The organism is Flammeovirgaceae bacterium (genome assembly GCA_015180985.1).
Lineage (GTDB): Bacteria > Bacteroidota > Bacteroidia > Cytophagales > Cyclobacteriaceae > UBA2336.
In genome coordinates, this window is the sequence record CP054185.1 from 1,979,892 (window position 1) to 2,003,983 (window position 24,092).

Consider the following 24,092-nt stretch of genomic DNA (forward strand, 5'->3'; position numbering starts at 1 on the left):
AACTATTGAAGCAGTTTCTTTAGTTTTTCGAGCTGGGCCTGGTTGGCCGAAGAATTCAGTGTTTCAACAATGTTGTTTTTTTCGCGGGTGGTCAGGCGCCAGCTTAGCGAAGCCCGGGCATTGTTTTGCCTGATGCTGTCCATTTGCTGCAGTATCGGAACATAACTTTCAGCCTGATACTGGATATCAATCCGCTCAATCTCGCCTTTAAACCAGCTGCCGGCCTGGCCAATCATCAGGTCGCTGTTGATGTCCTGAAAGTTTTCGAAATTGTTATACACCGTACTGATGGGCTGCGTAATGGCGTCCACAATGGTTTGGCCTTCTTTCGGGGCGATGGTGCCAAGTTTTGGCGAATCGCGGATGGACACAAATACGACAGCTGAAGTATTTTCAGCTATCCAATCTTTAAAGGCATACAGAAACCGGATGGCATCCGAAAGGCCGAAGTTATCGGAGATGCCGGCATCCATAATCTGGATGGGCGGCTCGGTGGGCAAGGTGGTGTTGGGTGTGATGTACGGAAAGGTGGCGCTCATGCGCAGGGCCGAAAGGAATCGTAAGTTCATGGCCCCTTGATCGTTGAACAACCGGTGAAAATCAACCCCGCTCATTTTGGGTTGTTCGTAACGGGCATTCGAAAGCATATCGGCATTCATAAAAGTTACCGGCCTGGCACCAATAAAAAGTTTGCGGCCATCGTTAATGATGGTTGGCGTTAAAATGATCATCGGAATAACCGACAGCCGTTCGGGCTCATCATACGCCTGTATGGGTTTATCCATAAAACCCTCGGTATTCTGGTTCAGTTGTTCTTCGAAGGTATAGCCCCGGTCGCGCTGATAATGATTGCCGGCATACTGAAACGTGGTGAAACCAACAAACAGGTCATTGGCCAGTAATGAAAAGATAAGCGGGTTAAGATTGTCGGTGGAAATTTTCTGCCGGTGAACAGCCGCATACGGATTTACCGGTTCGTTGTTTTTTTTTCGAAGTACCAATTCGCGGTAATACGAAGCGCCCAATAATCCGCCCGAAGCTCCGGTTATTAAAATGCTGTTCTCCATCAGCCTGCCATTGGTAATACTATCCGCATGCTGTAATGTAGCCAGCGTCCATAGGGCTGCCCGCTTGCCGCCACCGCTTACACATAAAAATACCATGGGCGGTTTTTTATCAGCCGGAAATTTCTTTCGCCACGTTTCGAGTATGGCCAATGTGGCCTGCCGGTCGTGCTCAATGTTAGCGCTGTCGTTCAGTTGCCTTAGTGATTCTACCGAGTAGGTTGCCGGCTGTGTGGTATAGTCCAGTCCGAATGCTTCATAGCGCTTGGTAAAAAAATCTTCACCTACAAGATGATTCACAATCAGAAATATAACCAGCGAGGTGGTAGCAGCCCAGTTGCCAAACCAGTATTCAAAAGCCCCGGCCAGCATTACAAAAATGGTCAGGAAGATCATAAAACTGGCGGCAGCCGGCAACTGAAAGGCGGGGTGGTCTTTAAAAATACCCAATACCAGCACCAGGGCAAAAATCAAAATCTCAATTACCACCAGGTTAAAATGATTTTGATCGAATACCTGCAGGATGGTTGAGCGATCGTAAAAACTGGTATCCTCTACTTTTTTTATTTTAAAATCGTAGTCAAGGTAGTTTTCAACATGCACCTGGTTTTTCCGCGCGATGTCCAGCTTCTTAATGGCACTTGCCCGTGTAACGGTAACGCTCTGCTTAAGTTTTTCGTCAATGCGGCACACCACATATTTAAAAATATCTTTATTGGTTACCCAGAAGTACGCAAAGAAGGCCAGCTTCATCAGTATGTAACCCGTAAGTAACCCGGCCAGGTTAATAGCCAGCAATTTTCCGGTGGTGTATTGGTTGTTTACCTGAAAGCTGACGATTTGGTAAATGTACAGCCCCATAAAAACAACCGGGATGAGGCTGTTATTGAGCGAGAACTTGGTGAACGGGCGGGGCAGCGTGCCGATAAACGAAAACCGGTGGCCGTCCATAATATAACTGGTAATGTGGAATGCCGTGGTAAACCCGGCAGCCGCAATGCCAATGATAAAAAAGCTGGTAAAATTTACTTTGTTCAGGTATTCGGGGTCGAGGAAGAGGTATGGAATGCCCAGGTATTTGCCAAAATTGCCGGTAACCATGGCGAACAGTACAATCCAGCACAGAATCAGCACCTGGTTGCGCTTGAAGTTGTTGAGCAGCAACTGCACGGGGAAGGAGTAGAACAGGGCGACTAAAAAGTGGTAAAATCTCCTCATAAATAAACCCGTAAAAGATAGGTTTTTTTTCGCGGCAATGCTATACCGCAGTTACTTTCAGGAGTAACCGACAGAACTTGTCGGATGATTTTAGTTTCTTGCCCGCATTCGCTTACTTCGATGCCTGTGGCTGAAAAATCCTTAGTAATCTACCGGAGTTCTGCCGGAAGCGGTAAAACCCGCACGCTGGTAAAAGAATACCTGAAATTGGCGCTTCAGCACCGTGCCGGATACTTTCGGCACATTTTGGCGGTAACCTTTGCCAACAAGGCTACCCAGGAGATGAAGGAGCGCATTGTGCAGTACCTCAATGATTTTATTGACGGGGGCGATAACCCGATGGCACTGGAATTGAAACGCGAACTAGGCCAGGGCGATGCCGGGTTTAAGGAAAACTGCCATGAGTTGCGTACGCAACTGCTGCATCAGTACAGCCAGTTCTCCATCAGCACCATCGATGCGTTTTTTCAAAAAGTCATCCGCTCGTTTACACGCGAAGCCGGCCTTGCGGGCGATTACCGCCTGGAAGTTGATAACGAGGCGGTACTGGAGGAAGTGGTTAACAACCTGATTGATGACCTTGGCACCGATCCGGATTTGAAGCGTTGGGTTGTTGACTTTTCCGTAAAAAAACTGGAGGAGGACAAGCCGTGGGATATGCGCAGGGGGTTGGTTGAATTTTCGAAGGACCTGCTTAAAGAAGATTTCAGACGTATTGAAAAAGATTTTATTGCCAAAACCAGCGACCGCAAGTTTTTAAAAGACCTGTTAACGGAGTTGAATAAGATAAGGGCAATTTTTATTAACGAGGTGAAGGCTCTGGCGCAATCGGGTTTTGATGTTATTAAGCAAAAGGGTTATACGCAAAAAGATTTCTGGTATGGTGAGGCATACAAATTCTTTCAAAAATGTATCGGATTAAAGTCTGTTGAAGCCTTCACCGAGCCAAGTGACCGTGTAAAAAATGATCTACAACATCTGAATAACTGGCCGCAAAAGCAGTCGTTACGTTATAAAGAGATTCTGGCCGTTTCGGAGGCGGAGTTGTATCCGTTATATAAAGAAATTCTCGAGTACCGCGAAAAAAATTATAAACGCGCACTGTCGGCCGAAGTGGTACTGCAAAACTTTTACGCCTACGGCCTGATGGCCGATATTTCCAAAAAACTGCAGGCCTTTAAAGCCGAAAATAACCTGATGCTGCTGGCTGATGCGCCACACTTTTTGCAGGAAGTGATTGGCGAAAGCGATGCGCCTTTTATTTATGAGAAGATCGGATCATTTTACAAAAACTACCTCATCGATGAGTTTCAGGACACCTCCAACCTGCAATGGCTCAACTTTGTGCCCCTCATAAACGAAAGCCTGAGCAGCAACCACCGCAACGTTATTGTTGGCGATGTGAAGCAGGCCATCTACCGGTGGCGGGGGGGCGACTTAACGTTACTTCAGCAAAAACTGGCGGAGCAACTGGGTGGCGATCGCGTTGAACAGGTTAACCTTGCCGATAATTACCGGAGCGCGGCCAACATTATTTCCTTCAACAATGAATTGTTTAAAACAGCTTCGGCCTTTCTTTCGAAAGAAACCGGGGCAGGCCTGGCCGAAGCGGCTTATGCCGATGTGAGCCAGCAAAAAAAAAATAATACCACCGGCTTTGTGGACATTCAGTTTATTGCTGATGAGAAGAATAAAGAAGAGAAATGGAAAGATCAGGCAAAAGCTCAGTTGGTAAAGACAATCGAAGACTGGCAGCAGGCCGGTGTGCAGATGAAAGACATTGCCATTCTGGTGCGCACCAACCGGGAAGGGCAGGAGGTGGTTACGTATTTATTAAACTATAAAAATTCGGCCGAAGCAAAGCCGGCCTGTAATTACCACGTTATCTCCAACGAATCGCTTCGAATTGATGGTGCCGCTTCGGTAAACCTGCTGCTTGCAGCCATGCGCTACCTGAATAATCACGCGGATGCGGTAGCCCGTGCCGAACTGGCGTATGAGTTTGCCCGCATCCACCAGGCGGGTATGGCCTTATCCGATGTTTTTGCGGTATCAAACGAAGCGGTTTTTGAAAGCCAGTTACCGCAGGAGTTCACCCGCCAAAAACCATCACTGAAAAAACTTCCGCTCTTCGAAATGACGGAGATGCTCATCCGCATTTTCAGGCTCTCTGAACAGGTAAATGAGTTGGCTTACCTGCAGGCCTTTCAGGATATTGTGCTGAATTTTTATACGCGCGAACGCAACGACCTGCAGGCCTTTCTGGAGTGGTGGGAGGATCACGAAGACTCCGAGGAAACTTCTGTAAAAACGGCAGGCACTATTGATGCAGCGCAGATCATTACCATCCACAAGGCTAAGGGACTCCAGTTTAAGTATGTTATCATTCCCTTTTGTTCGTGGACACTCGACTACCCCGGTTTTAAACAGCCTAATCTTTGGGTCCTGTCTGAAATGCCGTTGTTTAAGGATGCGGGTTACTTGTCGGTTAAGTACGGCAGCAAGTTAAAGGAGACCGTTTTTGAGCCCTACTATCAGCAGGAACGTACCCAGATTTACCTCGACAACCTGAATATCCTTTATGTAGCACTTACCCGTGCCGAACTGGGCTTGAAAATTTTTGCTCCAGATAAAAAGCTTGTAAATGATAAGGGCAAGTTGACTATTAACGATGTCAGTGCCTTGGTTCGGTACTGTATTGAAAACAATCCTTCGCTTACAGCAAGATGGAATCAACCTGAACTATGTTGGCGCAACGGAGCGCTTGAACTCCCTTCAAATACTGCCCCGCATCGTCAGGATGCAGGTAAGCCCATCTCCTTAAAGCACTACCCGGTGTCGCGCTGGCGCGATAAGCTGGTTATCCGCTCTGCAGGCAAACCGTATTCCGATGAGGCAACAGGCGAGAAAGTGAAATACGGAATCCAAATCCACACCTTGCTTTCATACATCCGCACAAAAAATGATGTTGAACCCGCCCTTCAACGCGCCATTTACGATGGCTTGCTTACCTCAGCCGAGGTTGATCAGGTTAAGGCAGAATTGCAACAATTGCTGGCCGATCCGCTTATTGCTTCCTGGTTTGATGGCAATTGGGAGATTCGAACCGAAGTGCCGGTACTGTTGCCGGGCGGAGAGGAAAGCCGGTTTGACCGGCTGCTTACAAAGGATAGCCGGGCGGTTGTAATTGATTTTAAAACCGGAACTCCTTCCAGCGAAGATAAAAAGCAAGTGCTGGCTTATATGGAAATTATTAAAACCATGAATTATACGAATGTCTCCGGTTATGTATTGTATGTGCGAACCGGTGAAGTTGCAGAAGTGACTGCCGGCAAACGTAAGGCAGTAAAGAAAAAGGATGATAACCAAATGGAACTTGATCTGTAACCCGCCATGGATAAATAAGTAGTAAAGTAGATGACACCCTTCTTGTTTGAAGCCGCCCAGAAAGTAATTGCCCAATACCCCCGGATTGAGGAGGTAACATTGGTATTTCCAAACCGCAGGGCAATACTGTATTTCCGAAAACACCTGGGCGCATTGATTCAAAAGCCGGTGTTCTCACCAAACCTTCTTACCATCGAGCAATACATCAGCAGTTTTTCAACTCTTCAGGTTACGGATAAGCTGGAACTTGTGAACCGGCTGCATAAGGCGTACACCGAAACAGTAAACAGCACTGAGTCATTCGACCGGTTTTATTACTGGGGCGACATGCTGTTGCGCGATTTTGATGAGCTTGACAAGCACCTGGTGAATGCCGAACTGCTGTTTCGCGACCTGAGTTACCAGAAGGAACTGGATGCCGGTTTCGATTACCTGACCCCGGAACAAAAAAAAATCCTGCTCGATTTCTGGGGAAATTTCAACGGGCAGCAAACCGAAAACCGGAAGAAATTTCTGCACGTATGGAAACACCTGTTCAGGGTTTATACCCGCTTTCGCGAACACCTGGCAGCGGCAGGTGTGGCTTACGAAGGCATGGTGCACCGCGAAGTGGCTGAGAAAATTCTGGCCGGTGCAGTTATCCGCAAGGGTAATGAAGTTTTTATTGGTTTTAATGCGCTTACCAAAGCCGAAGAAATCATCCTGTCGCATGCCGTTGAAGGGAATGCGTTGGTGTTCTGGGATGTTGACGAGTACTACCTGAATAACAACATACAGGAAGCGGGCGATTTCTTCCGCGAATACCAACGGCACACCGTGTTGGGTAAAACGTTTGACCAGGCACCGGCTCATTTCCGGAATCAAAAGAACATAAAACTCTATGGTGCAGCTCAGCCGGTAGGTCAGGCTAAAATCATGGGGCAGTTGCTGAATGAAAACCTGGCTTCGGGTGATCGACCCGAAGATACCTTGATTGTATTGCCTGACGAAAAATTGCTGCTGCCTGTGTTGCACAGTGTTTCTGACAGCGTGGAGAAATTGAACGTAACCATGGGCTTTTCGCTGAGTGCAACCCCGGTGTTCAATTTTGTTGAGTTGTTGATTGAATTGCAGATAAGCCGCAAGGAAGAGTACTTTCATCACCGCCCGGTGTTGTCGCTCTTAAACCATCCGTACACGGTTTCGGCTGATCCGAATGCCTCATACAATAAGCATAAAGAGATTCTGAAGCATAATTGGATCTCAATACCGAAGAATTTTCTGGCCACCGAAACCGCTTTGCACCGGGTGATTTTTGTTCCGGCTGCTGAAGGCAACATTACCGGCTACCTTAAAAATTGCCTTGAAGTGCTGGGTGCGCAGGCTGCGATGAGTGTTTTGGATAAAGAGTACATCTTCCAGATGGTGAAGTGCCTGAACCGGATGGATGAGGTGTTGGGCGATCAGGTTGGTAACCTGTCTTCCTTTTTACGGTTCTTCCGCCAGTACGTGCGTACCGTACGCATACCGTTTAGTGGCGAACCGTTGCAGGGTATGCAGGTAATGGGCGTGCTTGAAACCCGAAACCTTGATTTTAAAAATGTATATATCCTTTCGCTTAATGAGGGTGCGTTGCCGGCTGGCGGAAATAAGGGGTCCTATATTCCCTACAACCTCCGCAAAGCCTATGAGTTACCCACCTTGCAGCACCAGGATGCTATTTATGCCTACCTGTTTTACCGGGTTATGCAGCGCGCGGAAAATGTTTACCTGTTCTATAATACCGAGACGGACATCCTGGGGCAGGGCGAAATGAGCCGCTACCTGCAGCAACTGATGTTTGAAAGCGGGAAGAAGGTTGAACACCACATTTTGCACAACACCATCGGGGTAAATGAGGTAAAACCGATTGTTGTCAGGAAAGACAAAGCCGTTCTGGAGTTGCTCGCCAGCCTGAACGAAAAGAACACATACCGCAAGTTCAGCGGCCTGTCGCCCTCGGCCCTGAATGCGTATATCGAGTGCCGGCTTAAATTTTATTTCCAACACGTTGTAAAAATTAAAGAAGCGGATGAGATTGAGGAAGACATGGATGCCCGCGTGCTCGGCAACTTTGTACATAATGTAATGGAGGCTTTTTACAAGCAGCTGCAGGAACAGAAAGGTTCGCCCATCGTTGAACCGCGCGATTTGGAAAACAAGGAGAAGTTAATTCAGGCCTTGCTCGATAAGGAAGTAATCAAAACCTACCACCTCAATCCAAACAAACCTGTGGTATATGAGGGCCAATTAGTATTGGTTAGTGAAATAGTTCAGCGGTTTATCGAAAAAATTCTTCAACACGACAAACAATATGCCCCCTTTACGTTGGTTGGGGTAGAGCAAATTATTGAACACAGGTTTGCCATTAATGCCCCGGTGGGCCGGGTGTTACTGGGCGGGAAGATTGATCGCATTGATCAGAAAGATGATTTGCTGCGCATTGTGGATTACAAAACCGGTAAAGACGAGTTGAGTTTCACATCCGTTGACTCACTCTTTGCCCGTGAAGGAAAGCGAAATAAAGCGGCTTTTCAGACACTACTGTATGCCTGGCTGTATGTAAAAACAACAAACCAACCCGGTCATCGGGTAGTACCCGGATTGATGAATGCAACCACCCTGTTTGGTGAAGACAAGGAATTTGGACTAAAAACGGGCAAGCAATTGCTAAACGATGTGCATGCCCTGTTGCCTGAGTTTGAAGCCGGCCTGAAGGCCTTACTGGAAGAACTCTTCAATCCGGACACTGTTTTTGACCAGACACCGGTAGTTGATAATTGCAAGAATTGTCCCTACCAGCGGATTTGCTACCGGTAATTATCTTTTGTTCAGAAAAGCTGAATACATCCACACCAGTTTTTCCTGCTGCCGGATGTAATCACTCATCAACGCATTGGTGCCTTCGTCATTTATTTCTGCTGATAACGTAAGGATGTGCCGCTGTTTGGTTAGTAATTTCTGAAAAGCGGCCAGTATCTCTTCTACGGCCTTGTGTCCATCACTTACTTCATTACTTTCAGTAATTGCTGAAATACCAAGGTAATCGGTAAACTTGTGGCGGGGTGTGTACCCCAGCGTTAGAATTCGTTCGGCTACTTCATCAATTTTCAGCAGCAGGTCGTTGTATAACTCTTCAAACTTCAGGTGCAATTCGAAAAACTTATCGCCCTTTATATTCCAGTGATAGCCGCGCACATTCTGGTAAAAAGCCGAGTAATTAGCCAGCAAATCGTTAAGCAGGGTAGCCAGTTGCTGGCTTTTAGCGATATCTAATCCGATGTGATTCATTGTTGCCATAAAGAAATATTAAGTCCATTCCATCCGGTCAACAAGGTTTGCGTTAAAAATGTTCACCGTTATTCATTTCTCAGATTCTCAACCGGGTTGCTGGTAGCCGCCCGAAGGGCCTGGGTGCTTACAATGGCCAGTGCTATAATAAGGGCCAGTAAGCCTGCAGTTGCAATAATCCAGGGGTTGAATTGAATGCGATAGGCAAACCCCTCGAGCCAGTGCTTTTCAAGTAAATACCAGGTTAAGGGTATAGCCAATACGAAGGCAATAAGAATCAGTCTGGCAAAATCCACACCTAACAAGAATACCACCTGGCTTACCGTGGCACCCATAATTTTACGGATGCTGATTTCCTTTGCACGCTGCTCGGCAGAGTAGGTTATAAGTCCTAATAACCCCAGGCAGGCAATGATGATGGCCAGTACCGTAAAGATCAGGAATACCTGGCCCATACGCTCTTCGGCTTTGTATTTGGCTGCGAAGTTGGCATCCAGAAAACTATATTCAAACGGGGCATCGGGTGCATATTTCTTCCAGAGCTTTTCAACCAGTTCAATATTCTTGCGAATGTCTCCTGAAGCGAAACGGATACCGCCTTCAAAATTAGCTCCTGGCTGAAGCAGCACAATCATAGGGCGGATGTTGTTCTTTAATGATTCGTAGTTGAAATCGCGCAGCACCCCCAGCACTTCCACTTCGTATTCTTTCAATGAAGCATAGCGCGAAATGAGTTTCTTGCCCTCGTGTGTATCCCAGCCCATGTGGCGCATGGCGGCCTCGTTCAGCAAAACCCCGGTGGAATCGCTCGGGAAATCGCGGGAGAAGAACCTTCCGGCCACAAGTTGGTATCCCATGGTTTCCAGAGCGTCATAATCGGTTACATACACGGTCAGCAGTTGTTCATTGCCCGTATCCTTCATCCGGAAGGTGGAACTCCAGTCGATGTTGGGCGGCATGCGGCTCACAAACGTTACTCCCTTCACTTCGGCATGCTGCAGCAACTCATTTTTGAAGGCATCAGCATTTTGCTTAAGCGACATGGTGTGCATCAGCGTCATGATGTTGTCTTTGTCATACCCAAGGTTTTGATTTTGCACATACTTCAATTGCTGAAATACTATCAGTGAGGCAATGATCAGTCCGATGGAAATGAAAAACTGAAATACCACAAGGGCATTGCGTATGCCTGAACGCCTCATGCCCGCGCGTACTTTTCCTTTTAACACTTCGGCCGGTATGAAGGAAGTGAGATAAAAAGCAGGATAACTACCGGCTACCGCACCAACAAGAATGGTAAATACGGTTAATCCGGCTACGAATAGCGGATTAAGTAATGTGCTGAAGACAATGTTTTTGGCAGTAATGATGTTAAACAGGTTCAGTGACATCGACACCAACATCAGCGCAAACAGCACAGCGATAACGGTATAAAGATAAGATTCAAGCATAAACTGCCCGATCAGCTTACTGCGCAATGCACCTATTGTTTTGCGTATGCCAACTTCCTTGGCACGGTTGGCCGCACGGGCTGTGCTCAGGTTCATAAAATTGATGCACGCCAGCACAATCAGGAATACAGCAATCAACCCGAACAGGTAGAGGTAACGGATGTTGCCGTTGGGCTCCAGTTCATCGGGAAACTGTGAATGCAGGTGGATATCGGTTAATGCCTGCGTAGAGAACCGGATATAACTGCCCGAAGCCGCGAGCTGGTCCATGCTCATATTCAGAAACTGCTCAATCTCGCGGGCGATGTACTTATTCACGAAATAGTCATATTTCGCATCCATACCGCTGGCAGATGCTCCGGGATGCAGTTTAAAGTAAGTGACTACCGCGCTGTTCATCCACATTTGGGGATATTTCAGCATATCCCAGGTAGAAATCGAAACCAGAAAATCGAATTGCAGGTGTGCATGGTGTGGCGGATCTGCCGCAATGCCGGTTACCTCTGCTTGTATGCTACCGTCACTGCCGAAATAAAACAGCTTGCCGATGGGTGTACGGTCTCCGGCACCGGTGTACCCGAAATATTTGCGGGCCGCCCGTTCGGTAATCACCACTTTATTCGGGCCCTTCAGGACATCGTTGGGGTTACCGGCCATCAGTTTATAGCCGTTGAAGAAGGAAAAGAAATTGGAATCGGCCCATACATAGCCGCTTTCGGTAAAGGTTTTGTCTTCGTAACGGACGGGCATGGTATTCCAGCGTGTAATACGTGTTACCTCCTGCACTTCCGGCACATCATTCATCAATGCTTCGGCCATAGGAAAGCCTGTGCTGATGGTACTGAACGATTGCCCGTTTAGGTTGGCGTTCAGCACGGTCCGGTAAATACGGCCGGCATCCGGGTGGAAACGATCGTAACTCACCTCATCGGTAATGTAAAGCACCAGCAGCAAGGTGCTGGTAATGCCAATTGTTAACCCGAAGATGTTGATGGCCGAATAAACCTTTTGGCGGCTTACTATGCGAAGGGCGGTGAGGATGTAGTTGCGCAGCATCGTTTTCTTAAGTATGAAATAATTATTATTCGTTTCTTAGGGTCTCAACCGGGTTGCTGGTAGCCGCCCGCAGGGCCTGGGTGCTTACAATGGCCAGTGCTATTAATAACGTTGCAAGGCCTGCTGCCGGTAATATCCACCAGTTGATGGTGATGCGGTAGGGATAGCGTTCAAGAAAGCCCGACAAAAACCACCAGGCAATTGGCGAGGCAATAATAAACGCCACAATCACCAGCCGTGAAAAATCCTTACTGATAAGCAACACCAGGTTGGTTACGGTTGCTCCGAGTACTTTGCGGATGCTCACTTCTTTGGCCCGCTGCTCGGCCGTAAAGGCGGCCAGCCCAAACAGGCCGAGTGAAGTAATGACCAGCGCCAGGCCGGCAAAAATTTTGGCCAGGCTGCTGATCAGGTTGATCTGGGTAAATTTCTTGTCAAACTCAACATCGGCAAAGCGGTAGGCAAACGGGTAGGTGGGGTTGAGTCGCTTAAACACGTTTTCAACTTTGCTGATAGCAGCCGGCAAATCGGCCGTCTTTTCAAGGCGTACCGAAATGGTGCTGGTCCAGCCCGGCATAAACACCATCACCAGCGGCTGCACGGGCTCGTAGGGCGAGTTCATGATCACGTTTTCCATCACACCAATTATTTTCCATTCGCCACCCCACATGTTAATGGTTGCGCCAATGGGATTGGTTAAGCCCATCACGTCAACGGCTGCCTGATTAATGACTACATTGGTTGAGTCGTTATAATCGGGTGAGAAATCCCGGCCCTCGATAAGGTTAATGCCCATGGTTTTGGCATAGTCATATTCAGTGGCAATGGTAGTAAATACCACGCGTGTTCCGGGTGCCATGCCGGGCCACTCTACAATGTTGTTGGAGAATATGGACGTAATCGGGCTGTTTGATTTGCACACGGCTTTTACTGCCCCGGTATTAATGAGTTCGTTTTTAATTGTCTGGTAATTGGTTTCCAGTTCACCGTTGGTCCAAACCATCATCAGGTTTTCGCGGTCGTAGCCCGTGTTCCTGTTTTTTACATGTTCTATTTGCTGGTAAATAACCACTGTGCCGACAATTAAAAAGATGGAGAAACCAAATTGCAGGGTTACCAACACCTTGCGGGGCGTTACTGTGTCTTTTCCGGCTTGTATTTTTCCTTTGAGCACCTGTACCGGTTTAAACGATGAGAGATAAAAAGCCGGGTAACTGCCGGCAATTACTCCGGTAATCAGTATGATGCTGCCGGCCGCCAGCCACAGGTACGGATTAGCATAGTCAATGAGCAGTTTCTTTTTTACCAGTGTGTTGTAAGCGGGCAATGCAAGTTCAACCAGCACGATGGCCAACAGAAAGGCCACCAGCGTTATCAGAATGGATTCGCCCAGAAACTGGATAATCAGTTCTTTTTTTCGCGATCCGATGCTTTTACGGATGCCCACTTCGCGCGCCCGTTTTTCGGAACGTGCTGTGGCCAGGTTCATAAAATTGATGCACGCAATAAGCAATACGAATACCGCAATAGCGCCAAACAACTGCACGTACTCAATCATCCCACCCGATACTTTGCCGTTCTCAAAATTGGAGTACAGCCGTAAATCTGTTATCGGGTGGAGAAAGACCTGCGGGTTGGTAAGCGTATCGGCTATATGTTTCTTTACAATATCCCTGATGGACGCATCTACCTTTTCTTTTGTACTGCTGCCTGCCAGTTCTACATACATCTGGAAGGAATTGTTATCCCACCGTTCGCGCGAATCACGCACCCAGTCCTGGGTCGATTCGTAAAAGGCGAAAGGTGTAATGTGGTGAATGAATGAAAAGTCCGACTGGTCCGGAATCGGGGCCAGCACCCCGGTAACTTTTAATTCGCGGTTGTTATCAATCTTTACCAGTTTGCCCATGGGGTCTTCCTCGCCAAACAGGGTTTTGGCTACATCCCGGGTAAGTACAATCGAGTTCGGATCGCTCAGAGCCGTATTTACATCACCTTGCTCCAGCGGAAACGTGAACATCTTTAAAAAATCCTCGCTGGCGCTGATGCCTACTTTGGTTACTTTGTTTTCGCCATTGGCCAGCAGGTAGCCTTCGCCCCAGTTGGTAATAACGCTGTACTTTATATCGGCCGATTGTTCTTTTAGTTTATCCTTGAGCGGATAAGGCAGTGCCACTTGCGAGCCCACCTTGCCGGAGAAGGTTTGGTTCATCATTACTTTAAACAGCCGGTCGCTGCGTTCATGAAAGCGATCGTACTTAAATTCATCGGCTATCCACAGCAGAATAAGAATGCTGCAGGCAATGCCAACCGCAAGCCCGAAGATGTTAATGAATGAATAGGTTAGGTTGCGCTGCAGGTTGCGGAGTGTAATTTTTAAATAATTGACGAGCATACTTGATAAGCAATTAAAGTGATACTATTATTCGTTTCGTAAAGAATTAACCGGGTTTGTGGTGGCGGCCTTAATTGATTCAAAGCTTACGGTAATCCAGGCAATCAGCAGACTTATAAGTGCTGCTGCCGCAAATACTGTTAGGCCGATGGTAGTTTTGTAGGCAAACCGCTCCAGCCAGTTGTTCATCAGGTAATAGCCTGCAGGCAAACCAATACCAATGGCGATAACGACCAGTTTCAGAAAATCTTTCGATAACATAGCCACCAGTTGCGACACCGATGCGCCCATTACTTTACGAATGCCAATCTCTTTGGTGCGCTGGTTGGCGGTAAATGCTGCTAGCGCATATAACCCAAGGCACGCGATGAAAATGGCAATAACTGAGCCCATCATAACTACGTTGGCCAGTTTCTGTTCGGTGTGATACAGCGAAGCCATCCGATCATCAATAAAAGTGTAATCAAAAGCTGCCGGGATTAGCTGTTTATATAGAGCTTCAAGCTTCTCTACTGTTTTTAAAACGTCTGATGTTTCTACTTTTACCAGCAGGTAATTGTATCTGTTGTCGGGGATGTTGTTAAAGGCATAAGGTCCTATCTGCTGATGCAGCGAAGTAAAGTGGAAATTTTCAGTTACACCCACTACTTCAGCGGGCTTATTGCCAAAGATATAAACCTGTTGGCCCACGGCTTCTTCGGGTGACAGGTGCAGGTAATCCACTGCGCTTTTGTTTAATACAACCTGAAGGGTTGTATCACTCGGATCTTTTATTGCAGGAAGTGTTTTACCGGCCAGTAGCTTTATTCCAAGCACATCCACTATTTCGCTGGTTGCGCGTGTGGTAAGAATGGAAGCTCCTTCCGGGGTATCCCGTTCGCGTTTAATGGTATAGGCGCTTGTGCCAATACCGGGGTATGACTGGCTGCGGCAAACGCCTTTTACTTCAGGCAACTTTTCATATTCAGTTTTGAGCGAGCGGATCAGATCCTGATCGCGTGTACCCGATGTCATCACCGCAATGACCTGCTCCGGTTCATAACCTAATTTTTTATTCCGGATGTAGCTCATTTGGCGGTGGAATACCAGGGTGCTGACAATCAATACCATTGATGCTGAAAACTGAATAACCACCAGGCCCTTGCGGACAACGGCCTGGCTACCTCCTGAGGTTGTTTTATGTAATGCAGTTTTTGGCGAAAATGATGAAAGATACCAGGCCGGGTAGGAGCCGGCCAGTACCGTCAGCAGTATTCCAATCGCTGCAAATCCACACCAAAACCAGGTGGCGCGCAAAAAATCCATCGTAACCTGCTTGCCCGCTACGTCATTGTACAAGGGTAGGATGGCAGTAAAAATGATAAGGCTCAGCACCATAGCCAGTACAACAAATACCGATGTTTCGAAGTAGAATTTTCCACTGAGGTGCCTTGAGGTTGCGCCTAATGTTTTACTAATGCCCACCTCTTTGTTTCTTCGTTGGGATTGAGCGGTAGCCATATTCATGTAATTAATGGCTGCGATCACCAAAACGATTAGAGCCAGGGCCATCAGTATCCTTACCTGGTTCATATCACCATAAGTAGTGCGGTCAAACGTAGCGTTTAAATCGCCCGACTTTAAATGGATATCAGTTAAGGGTTGGAGCGAAATTTTGAACCAGCGATTTTCTTTTTCGATGTGTTTGTTCAGCATGTTTTCAATTTTGGCATCTACAGTTTCCTTATCGGATTCATCATGAAGCAGAAAGAAGGACTCAAAACTGGCATTGCCCCAACTTTGATTGCGATCCTCACCAAACCAATTAGAGGCAAACGAAGCAATCAGGCTTGCCTGTAGCGATGAATTAGGCGGGAAGTCCCGATAAACACCGGTTACTTCCATTGAAAGATTGTTGTTTATGGTGATAATTTGCCCGATGGGATCAACTCCGGAAAAATACTTTGTAGCAGCTGATTCGCTGATTACGATGGTACCCGGTTTTGAGAGGGCCTTTGCTTTATTGCCCTTCACAAAATCCACTGTGAAGATGTCGAAAAATTCAGGGTCTGCATAGTAGAGTTGTGTTTCGGTAAATTTTTCGTCATTTATTGAAAGAAAAGCAAGGTCTCCAAAGTTGTGGTGAAAGTATCGTGCTGATTTCTCTATTTCCGGAATTTCTTGTTTTGCGGTGGGTGCCACCAGGTTAGGCACCCGGCTCCACTTGTTTACTTGCCCGTCAAACTCTGCAGTGATTACTGCGCGATAAATCCGGTGTTGTTTTTCATGAAACCGGTCGTATGAAAACTCATCGAATACGTAAAGTGCAATAGCCACAAATACTGTGAACCCGATAGTCAAGCCCAGTATGTTAATGAAACTGTATGTTCTGTAACGCAACAAGTTGCGGAGGGCAATTTTTATATAGTTGAGAATCATCAGAATTGTTAATTATTCGTTTCGTAGAGCATTAACCGGGTTTGTGGTGGCAGCCTTTACTGATTCGTAGCTTACCGTGAGCAACGCGATGCCCAGGGCCGTCAGGCCCGCCATTAAAAATACCCAGCCGTTTATTCCGGTTTTGTAGGCAAATCCTTCGAGCCACCGGTTCATGGCATACCAGGATAGCGGCACTGCAATGACAAAGGCAATAACCACCAGTCTGACAAACTCTGTTGACAGCAGCCCTACAATTTGCGCTACCCCTGCACCAAACACCTTACGTATGCCTATTTCTTTAAATCTGCGTTCGGCCATGTAGGTAGAAAGTCCGTACAGGCCAAGGCATGAAATAATCATGGCGATGAAGGTAAAACTGTTAATGATGGACGACACTTTTTTGTCGTCATCATATTGTTTACGGATAGTTTCATCGAGAAAGGAGTACTCAAAGGGTGTATCGCTCACCACGCTCTTCCACAATGCTTCCAGTTTTGGAATGGCCTCAGTAAAATTTCCGGCATCAACAGTTGCTATCAGGTAACCGTAATTACCGGTGTCTTTCGGCAGGCTAAACATTAGCGGGTTAATCGCTTCTTTTAGTGAGTTCTGGTGATAATCGGCCATTACACCAATTACTTCGAAGGCGTAATTCTCACCCTGCCAGTCGAAATAAATTTTCTCGCCTACCATTTGCTCGGGCGACTTACCGAAGCGTTTTGCCGAGGTTTCGTTAATGATAACCTTCGTATCGCCATCCATTTCGCGGTTTGTGGTAAAGGTTCTTCCGGCAACCATAGTAATACGCAGCATTTCAATGTAGCCTGCGTCAACGCGGTTTCTGCGGTTCAAAACAGCCGTATTCATATTCCCGCCCTGAGTGTAAAACATCATGTCAGACCATACGATGTTTCCCGGCAGGTAATCAGCTGCTGAAACTTCGGAGGCTATTTTATTTCTGATCAATTCATCCCGTAAGGCTTCATAGTTGGTTTTTGCACGTTCGGTACGCAGTGGCAGTACAATTTTTGCACTCGGGTTAAACCCCAGGTTTTTATTCTGTATAAATTCAAGTTGTTTGTTAATAATAAACATGCTGCACACCAGGCTTATGGCAATAATGAATTGAAATACTACCAGGCTTTGTCGTAAAAATCCTGAAGCATTGCCCAGGTTGTTTTTTCCCTTAAGAACGGCTGCGGGTTTAAATGATGAAAGGTATAAGGCAGGGTAACTTCCGGAAAGAAAGCCGGCACTAAGCGCAATGGCCAGTAAGGAGCCAACTGTGTAACGCCAGGCAACACCACCAAGCCCGATATGTTTATTGGTTAGTTCATTAAACAAGGGTAATGCAGCCTGCGTAATAATTAAGCTTAAAGCGATAGCGATAACCACGATGGCCATGGCTTCGCCCATCAACTGTGCAATTAACGAACTGCGGTAGGCACCCACTACTTTTCGCACCCCGATTTCGGTTGCCCGCCTGGTTGCTTTGGCGGTAGCCAGGTTCATGAAATTGATGCAGGCGATAATCAGGATGAACGCAGCAATGGAAGCAATGACGTACACATACGTTATTCGCGGACTGCGTCCGATGTCGGATTTAAGGTAAATATCTTTTACCGGTTCAAGGCCCAGCGTTTTGGTCATACCCAGGGCCTTCATGTCTTCAGTTCCGTATTGAATAAGCACGTCATTCATTTTTTTAATAACCTCTTCTATGTTGGCTCCATCAACCAGTTTGATGTATGAAGGAACGAAATTTTGTCCGGCCCATTCGCCCATGGCATTATCTGAACGGAGGTATTCGCCCAGGCCGGGGCTCATCATGGATAAAAAGAAGGTAGCCTGAAGGTGGCTCTGAGGCTGATCCTGAAAGACGCCCGTAATTTTATACAAGGCCGGTTCACCCCCCTGACCAACCTTAATCAGTTTATTTAATCCGCTTTCGCTGCCAAACAGTTTACGGGCAAGCGATTCAGCAATAACCATGGTGTTAGCGTCACGCAGGGCGGTAGCGGCATCTCCTTCAATAAACTGATAGGTTAAAACTGAAAATACTGTTGAGTCGGCAAGAAAGCCGTTGGTTTCATAAAAAATTTTATCCTCGTACTGAAACAGATACTGTGCAACTCCGGGTGGGTTTACCACCCGCGTGGCAACTTCTATTTCAGGCAGTTCATGCTGTAAAGTCGGGGCAATGGGTGGCGAAGCGGTAGCCAGTTTGTCAATACCGGTGGCCCCCTGAAAGGTGGAAGTTATCCGGTAGAGATTATCGAGCGACTGGTGGTGCTTATCGTACCGGTGTTCGTCTAGTATGAAAAGCATGAGCAATAAACAACAGGCTATACCAACAGCCAAACCCGAAACAGTAATTAGTGAATAGGCCTTGTTACGCAGTATGTTGCGCAGGGCTATTTTCCAATAATTAAACAGCATACCAGACTTAGTTTTGATGCCTGTTAACTAAATCGGTGCCATCTGAAAAACTTTGATTTTGAGCTGGAATAGGGCAATTGTAATGGCCGTGCCGACCACTTCTGAACGGTTCTGTCCGAAACCGGATAGGGGTGTTACTCTTCCCGTTCGCGCTTGATCTTGATTTTGGCAGGCGGGCCCACCTGGATTGGCGCTTTTTCAATTTCCAGGTTGGCGGCTTCAATGCCATAGTGCTCTTCGGTTGAGAGGCTGAACTTTTTCAGGAGGCGGTAGCCCTGAATAATCAGGCGTTCGAAGTTGGAAATCTCACTGTCGGGCGAAGCCCATGATTGAATGATGATAAACTTAAAGTCGGCAGTCTGGCTGTACTTGTGCAGCGATGGATACGGGCTTATCAGATCAATCTCGCCATTGTCGGCCATTTCATGCACAATTTTGTTAAAGATTAAGTTAATGCGGTGGTCGGCTTTAAAGCCGAGTTTGATGCGCACGAAGAAACATTTTTTCGGAATAATGGTATCAACCGAATATTTGCTGGTAAACGGACTGTCCACGGTATCCACATGCAGGAACCAATACACATCGGCACGCTTGGGCCGTTTGCGGAAAATGGAATAGATAATGTTTGAATCTATATATCGCTTGCTGTCGGCTACAGCCAGAAATACCAGGTTGGTGGCTTCTTTGGGTACCGTTTCATCAGCTTGCAGATCTTTTATCATCTCCACATAATGCTTCAGGTCAACAAACTCGGTATGGCGGGTGCGCAGTTTACGGGCACGCAACTGAACAAATAATATAATAAACAAAATGCCGGCCATCATGAAAGAGAACCATCCGCCATGTGAAAATTTATCGAGGTTGGAAATGAGGAACATGCCCTCGAGTGAAAAGAAGATAAGGCCTAAGGCCAGTGAACGAATGGTGGATTTTTTCGAAAGTGAATAATAATAAACGAGCAGCGAGCTGGTCATCAGCATATCAATGGTAATGGCCAGGCCGTACGCGCCTTCCATAGCAGATGATTCCCGGAAGATCAATACAACCAGAATACAGCCAAGCATTAATATCCAGTTAATTGAGGGGATGTAAATCTGCCCCTTGGTTTGGCTGGGGTAACGTACGCGGGTCATTGGCCACAACTTTAACTTCATGGCTTCGTTAACCAGGGTGAAGGTTCCTGAAATCAGCGCCTGGCTGGCGATGATGGCCGCCATCGTAGCGATGATGATACCAAGCGGCAGGAACCATTCGGGCATAATGGCATAAAACGGTATCTTACCGTTCAGGCTGTCGCCCTCATGCCCGAGCAGCCAGGCCGCCTGGCCGAAATAGTTTAGCAGCAACGTGGTCTTTACAAATACCCAACCTACCCGGATATTGCCTTTGCCAACATGGCCCAAATCCGAATACAGAGCCTCTGCCCCGGTGGTGCAAAGAAATACCGCCCCGAGAATCCAGAAACCACCCGGGTAATGAGTGAGCAGGTTAATGGCGTACCACGGATTGAGAGCTTCAAATACTCCGGGATTTTCAATGAGTTGAAGTGTACCCATGGTTCCGATGGTGGTGAACCATACGAACATGATTGGGCCGAACGTTGAGCCAACAACACCGGTACCGAACTGCTGAAAAATAAACAAGCCGATAAGGATGGCTATTACGATCTGAACGGTGGGTATATCCGGGTTGTAAATCCGAAGCCCTTCAATGGCGGATGATACACTGATAGCCGGAGTTATAAACCCGTCAGAGATAAGTGTGGCACAGCCGATGATGGCCGGATACACTACCCAGCCGGCTTTGTACCTGCGCACCAGTGCATACAAAGCAAAAATTCCGCCCTCGCCTTTGTTATCGGCATTCAGTGCCAGGTAGATGTACTTAATGGTGCTGATTAGTGTGAGCGTCCAGAATACACATGAAAGTCCGCCATAGATAAGTTCTTTTGTAATAATGTGTTCACCCACGATGGCTTTGAATACATACAGGGGTGAAGTACCGATGTCACCGTAAATAATTCCAAGTGAAATCAAAACCCCCGCAGAGGAAAGCGGGATGCTGTACTTACTGCTGGCTTCGGAGGCAGTCATGAATAATTAAAGGTAAAAAGGTTCTTCATTTTTAGCTAACCCCCTCTTTATTTCTGCTGATGATCAACCGGTTGCTTTTATCGTACGAGAAATAACTCCATAGCCAGGAGAACATAACAAACACTTTATTTTTAAAGCCAATAATGTAGAGCAGGTGCACCAGCATCCACACGTACCAGGCGAAGAAACCCTGAAACCGGAATTTGCCCAGATCCACCACAGCCCGGTTCCGGCCGATGGTGGCCATGGTGCCTTTATCGAAATACCGAAAAGGGATCATGGCCTTTTTTTGGATGAGTCGCTTCAGGTTGCGGGCCAGCAGCCTGCCTTGTTGGATGGCAGGCGGAGCCATCATCGGGTGGCCGGCCGGGTAAGCCTTATCGCCTTCCATTATGGCGGCATCACCAATAGCAAATATATTGTCGTAGCCAATAACCTTGTTGAATTCATCAACGCGTATCCGTCCTGATTTGGAGATGCATTCAGACTTTAAGCCTTCAATCGGTCGTGCTTTTACTCCGGCAGCCCAAACCAGTGTACGACTTATTAATTTTTCTCCGGTATTAAAAAGCACTTCGTAGCCGTCATACGATTTTACCGTGCAGTTCAGGTGAACTTTAACGCCCATTTGCTGCAAATATTCCAGGGCCTTATCCGAGGCCTGTTTCGACATGCCGTTAAGCAGGCGCGGGCCGGCTTCAACCAGGTGGATGTCCATGTGGCTGAGTTCCAGTTCGGGGTAATCCTTCGGGAAAACATGCTGCTTCAGTTCCGAAAGAGCCCCAGCCAGTTCAACTCCGGTTGGCCCACCACCTACAATTACAAAGTCCATCAAACTGTTCATCATTTCCGGATCGTCTGTAAGCAGGGCGGTTTCAAAATTCCGGATGATGGTGTTGCGCAGTTTGATGGAGTCCACGATGGTTTTCATGGGTATGGCGTGTTGTTCCACATCGGTCATGCCGTAATAGTTGGTGGTAGCGCCATGGGCAATCACCAGGTAATCGTATTTTACCCCGCCTATGGATGTTTCAATATAGTTTTCGTCAGGCTTAATGCTTATTACTTCCCCCATGCGGAAAAAGAAGTCGGGCTGCTTGGCGAAACGCTTTCGGAAGGGAAATACAATAGAACTGGTTTCAAGGCCTGATGTGGCCACCTGATAAAGCAAGGGTTGAAAGGTGTGGTGGTTGTACCGGTCGAAAAGGATTACCTGCGCTTTGGCCCCTTTCAGACCTTTAGCCACCTGCAGGCCGGCAAAGCCTCCGCCTATAATAATTACCCGGGGTTTGCCCAGGTCGGCTATGCGGGTTCGGGTTGTAATCAGTTTGGCCATGAAAGCCCTAAAGCGGGGGCAAAGTTAAGCGCCCGTATGGTATTGCAAAGGCTAAGTTGATTTATTAAAAATTAACATCTGAGTGTTAAATCTGTTCAAAAGGAGCCTTATTTTTGGCTGCTTATCTAAATTATTTCCGGTATGAAAAGGTTAGCTGTTGCCATTTTTGGTGGAATTTCTTTAGCGGGTTGCGGTACCAAAGAAAAGGTTGCGCTACAGGCCCAGGTGGATTCCCTGCGAGTTGAATTGGAAGCTTCTCAGCGCATGACCAACACCTTAATGGAAGTAGGTATGCTGATGGACTCCATCGATGCCAACCGCCAGCTGCTGCGCATCAACATGGTGGAAGGTACCACATATGATGACTATACCTCGCGCATGCGCGACATCAACAACTATGTAAAGGAAACTGAGAAAAAAATTGATGACCTGGAAAAGGCATTGCGGAAAGCACAGGGCAATGCTTCGGCTTATACCAAACAAATAAAAAGGCTCAAAGAAGACTTGCAGGCCAAGACCAACGAAATAGTTGCCCTGCAGGAGCAGGTTGAAAAATACCGCAACGAGAACAAAAACCTGATAAGCCTTGCCGAAATGCAATCGGCTGAACTGAACGACAAAGAAGCACAGATACTGGCCAAAGAAGCCGAGCTGGCCCTGATTGAAGCGCGTATTCAGGAATTGATGATCCAATCGAAAGTAAGCGAAGCCGATGCCCTGTATGCCCGTGCCCAGGCAGTTGAAGAGGCGGCTAACCGCACTAAACTGGCCCCGAAAAAGAAGAAGGAAACATTAAAAGAGGCGCTGGAGCTTTACAAAAAGGCGTTATCGCTCGGAAAGAAAGAAGCCGAAGCAAAAATCAACGAACTGGAAAAAAAGTTCTGAGTTCAGGCCAGCCCTTCTTCCATCCCGATAAGGAAGACGGTGTACACGATGTAACCCAGAAACAGCAGGAGCGCTTCCCAGCGATCGAGTTTACGGGTATTGAGGGTAAACATAAAAATCATCAGCACAACGGTTGCCACCCCCAATACTTTCAAATCGAAGTTCATAGCGGTATTGTAACCAATGGGGCTGATGGTGCCTGTTATACCCAGGATGAAGAAGATGTTGAAGATGTTAGAGCCCACCACGTTGCCAATGGCGATGTCGGTATTCTTCCGGTAAGCCGCCACGGCCGAAGTGGCCAGTTCAGGCAAAGAGGTGCCAACAGCCAGAATGGTGAGCCCGATGAGTTTCTGACTAAGCCCGAAATGCTCGGCCAGTTTAACGGCATTGTCCACCACCAGCTTGCCTCCTCCAACAAGCATTACCAACCCCAGAACGGACAGGCCGATGGAAACGGGAGTGCTGTAAAGTTTAATAATTGCTTCATCACTGTAATCAGAAGCCTTTTTCATCGTGCGATAAATGTACGCCATGAAGAACCCGAAAAACACAAGCAGGATAAAACTATCTGTTCTGGAAAGTTCGTTAGAGGTTGCCCCCCGCAACCAGGAATCATTAACCAGCATATAAAGTACCCCGGCAGCCAGCAGCGATATGGGTACTTCAAATTTTACTGTATTGCGTTGCACTACAAGAGGGTAGATAAGCCCGGCAATCCCAAGAATGCCCAGCAGATTAAAATTGTTGCTGCCGATAACATTGCCAAAGGAGGCATCGCTGTTTCCGTTAATGGCCGAGAGCAGACTGACGATCAGTTCCGGGGCAGATGTGCCAAAAGACACCACGGTAAGCCCAATGGCAATATTGGAGATACCGAATTTTTTAGCCATGGAGGAAGCGCCATTTACCAGAAAATCAGCTCCTTTAATCAGTATGGCAAAGCCGACTAAGAGAAGCCCTGCGGCAAGCAAAAGCATAAGGGTTTGGGGTGTTTAACTTTAAAGGTATTCAATTTTTTAAATGCAATACCTGTGTGCT

Annotated in this window: 12 protein-coding genes; 3 read left to right on the forward strand and 9 right to left on the reverse strand. The window is 47.2% G+C overall.

Annotated elements, in window-relative coordinates; translation table 11 throughout:
• Positions 1-2: 2 nt before the first annotated feature.
• Positions 3-2,198, reverse strand: a complete 2,196-nt coding sequence (locus HRU69_09305; protein ID QOI98877.1) for a patatin-like phospholipase family protein — start codon at positions 2,196-2,198, stop codon at positions 3-5.
• Positions 2,199-2,366: 168 nt separating this feature from the next.
• Here HRU69_09305 and HRU69_09310 point away from each other — a divergent pair, with 168 nt between their 5' ends.
• Positions 2,367-5,669: a UvrD-helicase domain-containing protein gene (locus HRU69_09310; GenBank protein ID QOI97677.1), complete on the forward strand. Its 3,303-nt coding sequence runs from the start codon at positions 2,367-2,369 to the stop codon at positions 5,667-5,669.
• A gap of 30 nt (positions 5,670-5,699) precedes the next feature.
• Positions 5,700-8,507, forward strand: a complete 2,808-nt coding sequence (locus HRU69_09315) for a PD-(D/E)XK nuclease family protein (GenBank protein QOI97678.1) — start codon at positions 5,700-5,702, stop codon at positions 8,505-8,507.
• Here HRU69_09315 and HRU69_09320 read toward each other — a convergent pair whose 3' ends face one another.
• The 7 genes from HRU69_09320 to HRU69_09350 form a co-directional block, all read right to left on the reverse strand.
• Entirely contained in the window at positions 8,508-8,987 is a 480-nt protein-coding gene (locus HRU69_09320) for a DNA starvation/stationary phase protection protein (GenBank protein QOI97679.1), read from the reverse strand.
• Between the two features lie 59 nt (positions 8,988-9,046).
• Positions 9,047-11,485, reverse strand: a complete 2,439-nt coding sequence (locus tag HRU69_09325) for an ABC transporter permease (GenBank protein QOI97680.1) — start codon at positions 11,483-11,485, stop codon at positions 9,047-9,049.
• A gap of 25 nt (positions 11,486-11,510) precedes the next feature.
• Positions 11,511-13,880 carry an ABC transporter permease gene (locus tag HRU69_09330; protein ID QOI97681.1) on the reverse strand — a complete coding sequence of 790 codons (2,370 nt, stop codon included), beginning with the start codon at positions 13,878-13,880 and terminating at the stop codon, positions 11,511-11,513.
• 27 nt (positions 13,881-13,907) lie between these two features.
• Entirely contained in the window at positions 13,908-16,298 is a 2,391-nt protein-coding gene (locus HRU69_09335; protein QOI97682.1) for an ABC transporter permease, read from the reverse strand.
• A 12-nt stretch (positions 16,299-16,310) separates the two neighbouring features.
• Positions 16,311-18,737: an ABC transporter permease gene (locus HRU69_09340; GenBank protein QOI97683.1), complete on the reverse strand. Its 2,427-nt coding sequence runs from the start codon at positions 18,735-18,737 to the stop codon at positions 16,311-16,313.
• Between the two features lie 134 nt (positions 18,738-18,871).
• The gene (locus HRU69_09345) at positions 18,872-20,830 is read right to left on the reverse strand and encodes a KUP/HAK/KT family potassium transporter (protein QOI97684.1); all 1,959 of its coding nucleotides are present in this window, start codon (positions 20,828-20,830) and stop codon (positions 18,872-18,874) included.
• Between the two features lie 31 nt (positions 20,831-20,861).
• Positions 20,862-22,166, reverse strand: coding sequence for an NAD(P)/FAD-dependent oxidoreductase (locus HRU69_09350; protein QOI97685.1), 1,305 nt, complete (start codon positions 22,164-22,166; stop codon positions 20,862-20,864).
• Between the two features lie 141 nt (positions 22,167-22,307).
• Here HRU69_09350 and HRU69_09355 point away from each other — a divergent pair, with 141 nt between their 5' ends.
• Positions 22,308-23,051, forward strand: a complete 744-nt coding sequence (locus HRU69_09355; GenBank protein QOI97686.1) for a hypothetical protein — start codon at positions 22,308-22,310, stop codon at positions 23,049-23,051.
• A gap of 2 nt (positions 23,052-23,053) precedes the next feature.
• On the opposite strand, the gene HRU69_09360 is transcribed toward HRU69_09355, so the two are convergent.
• Entirely contained in the window at positions 23,054-24,031 is a 978-nt protein-coding gene (locus tag HRU69_09360) for a calcium/sodium antiporter (protein ID QOI97687.1), read from the reverse strand.
• Positions 24,032-24,092: the final 61 nt, after the last annotated feature.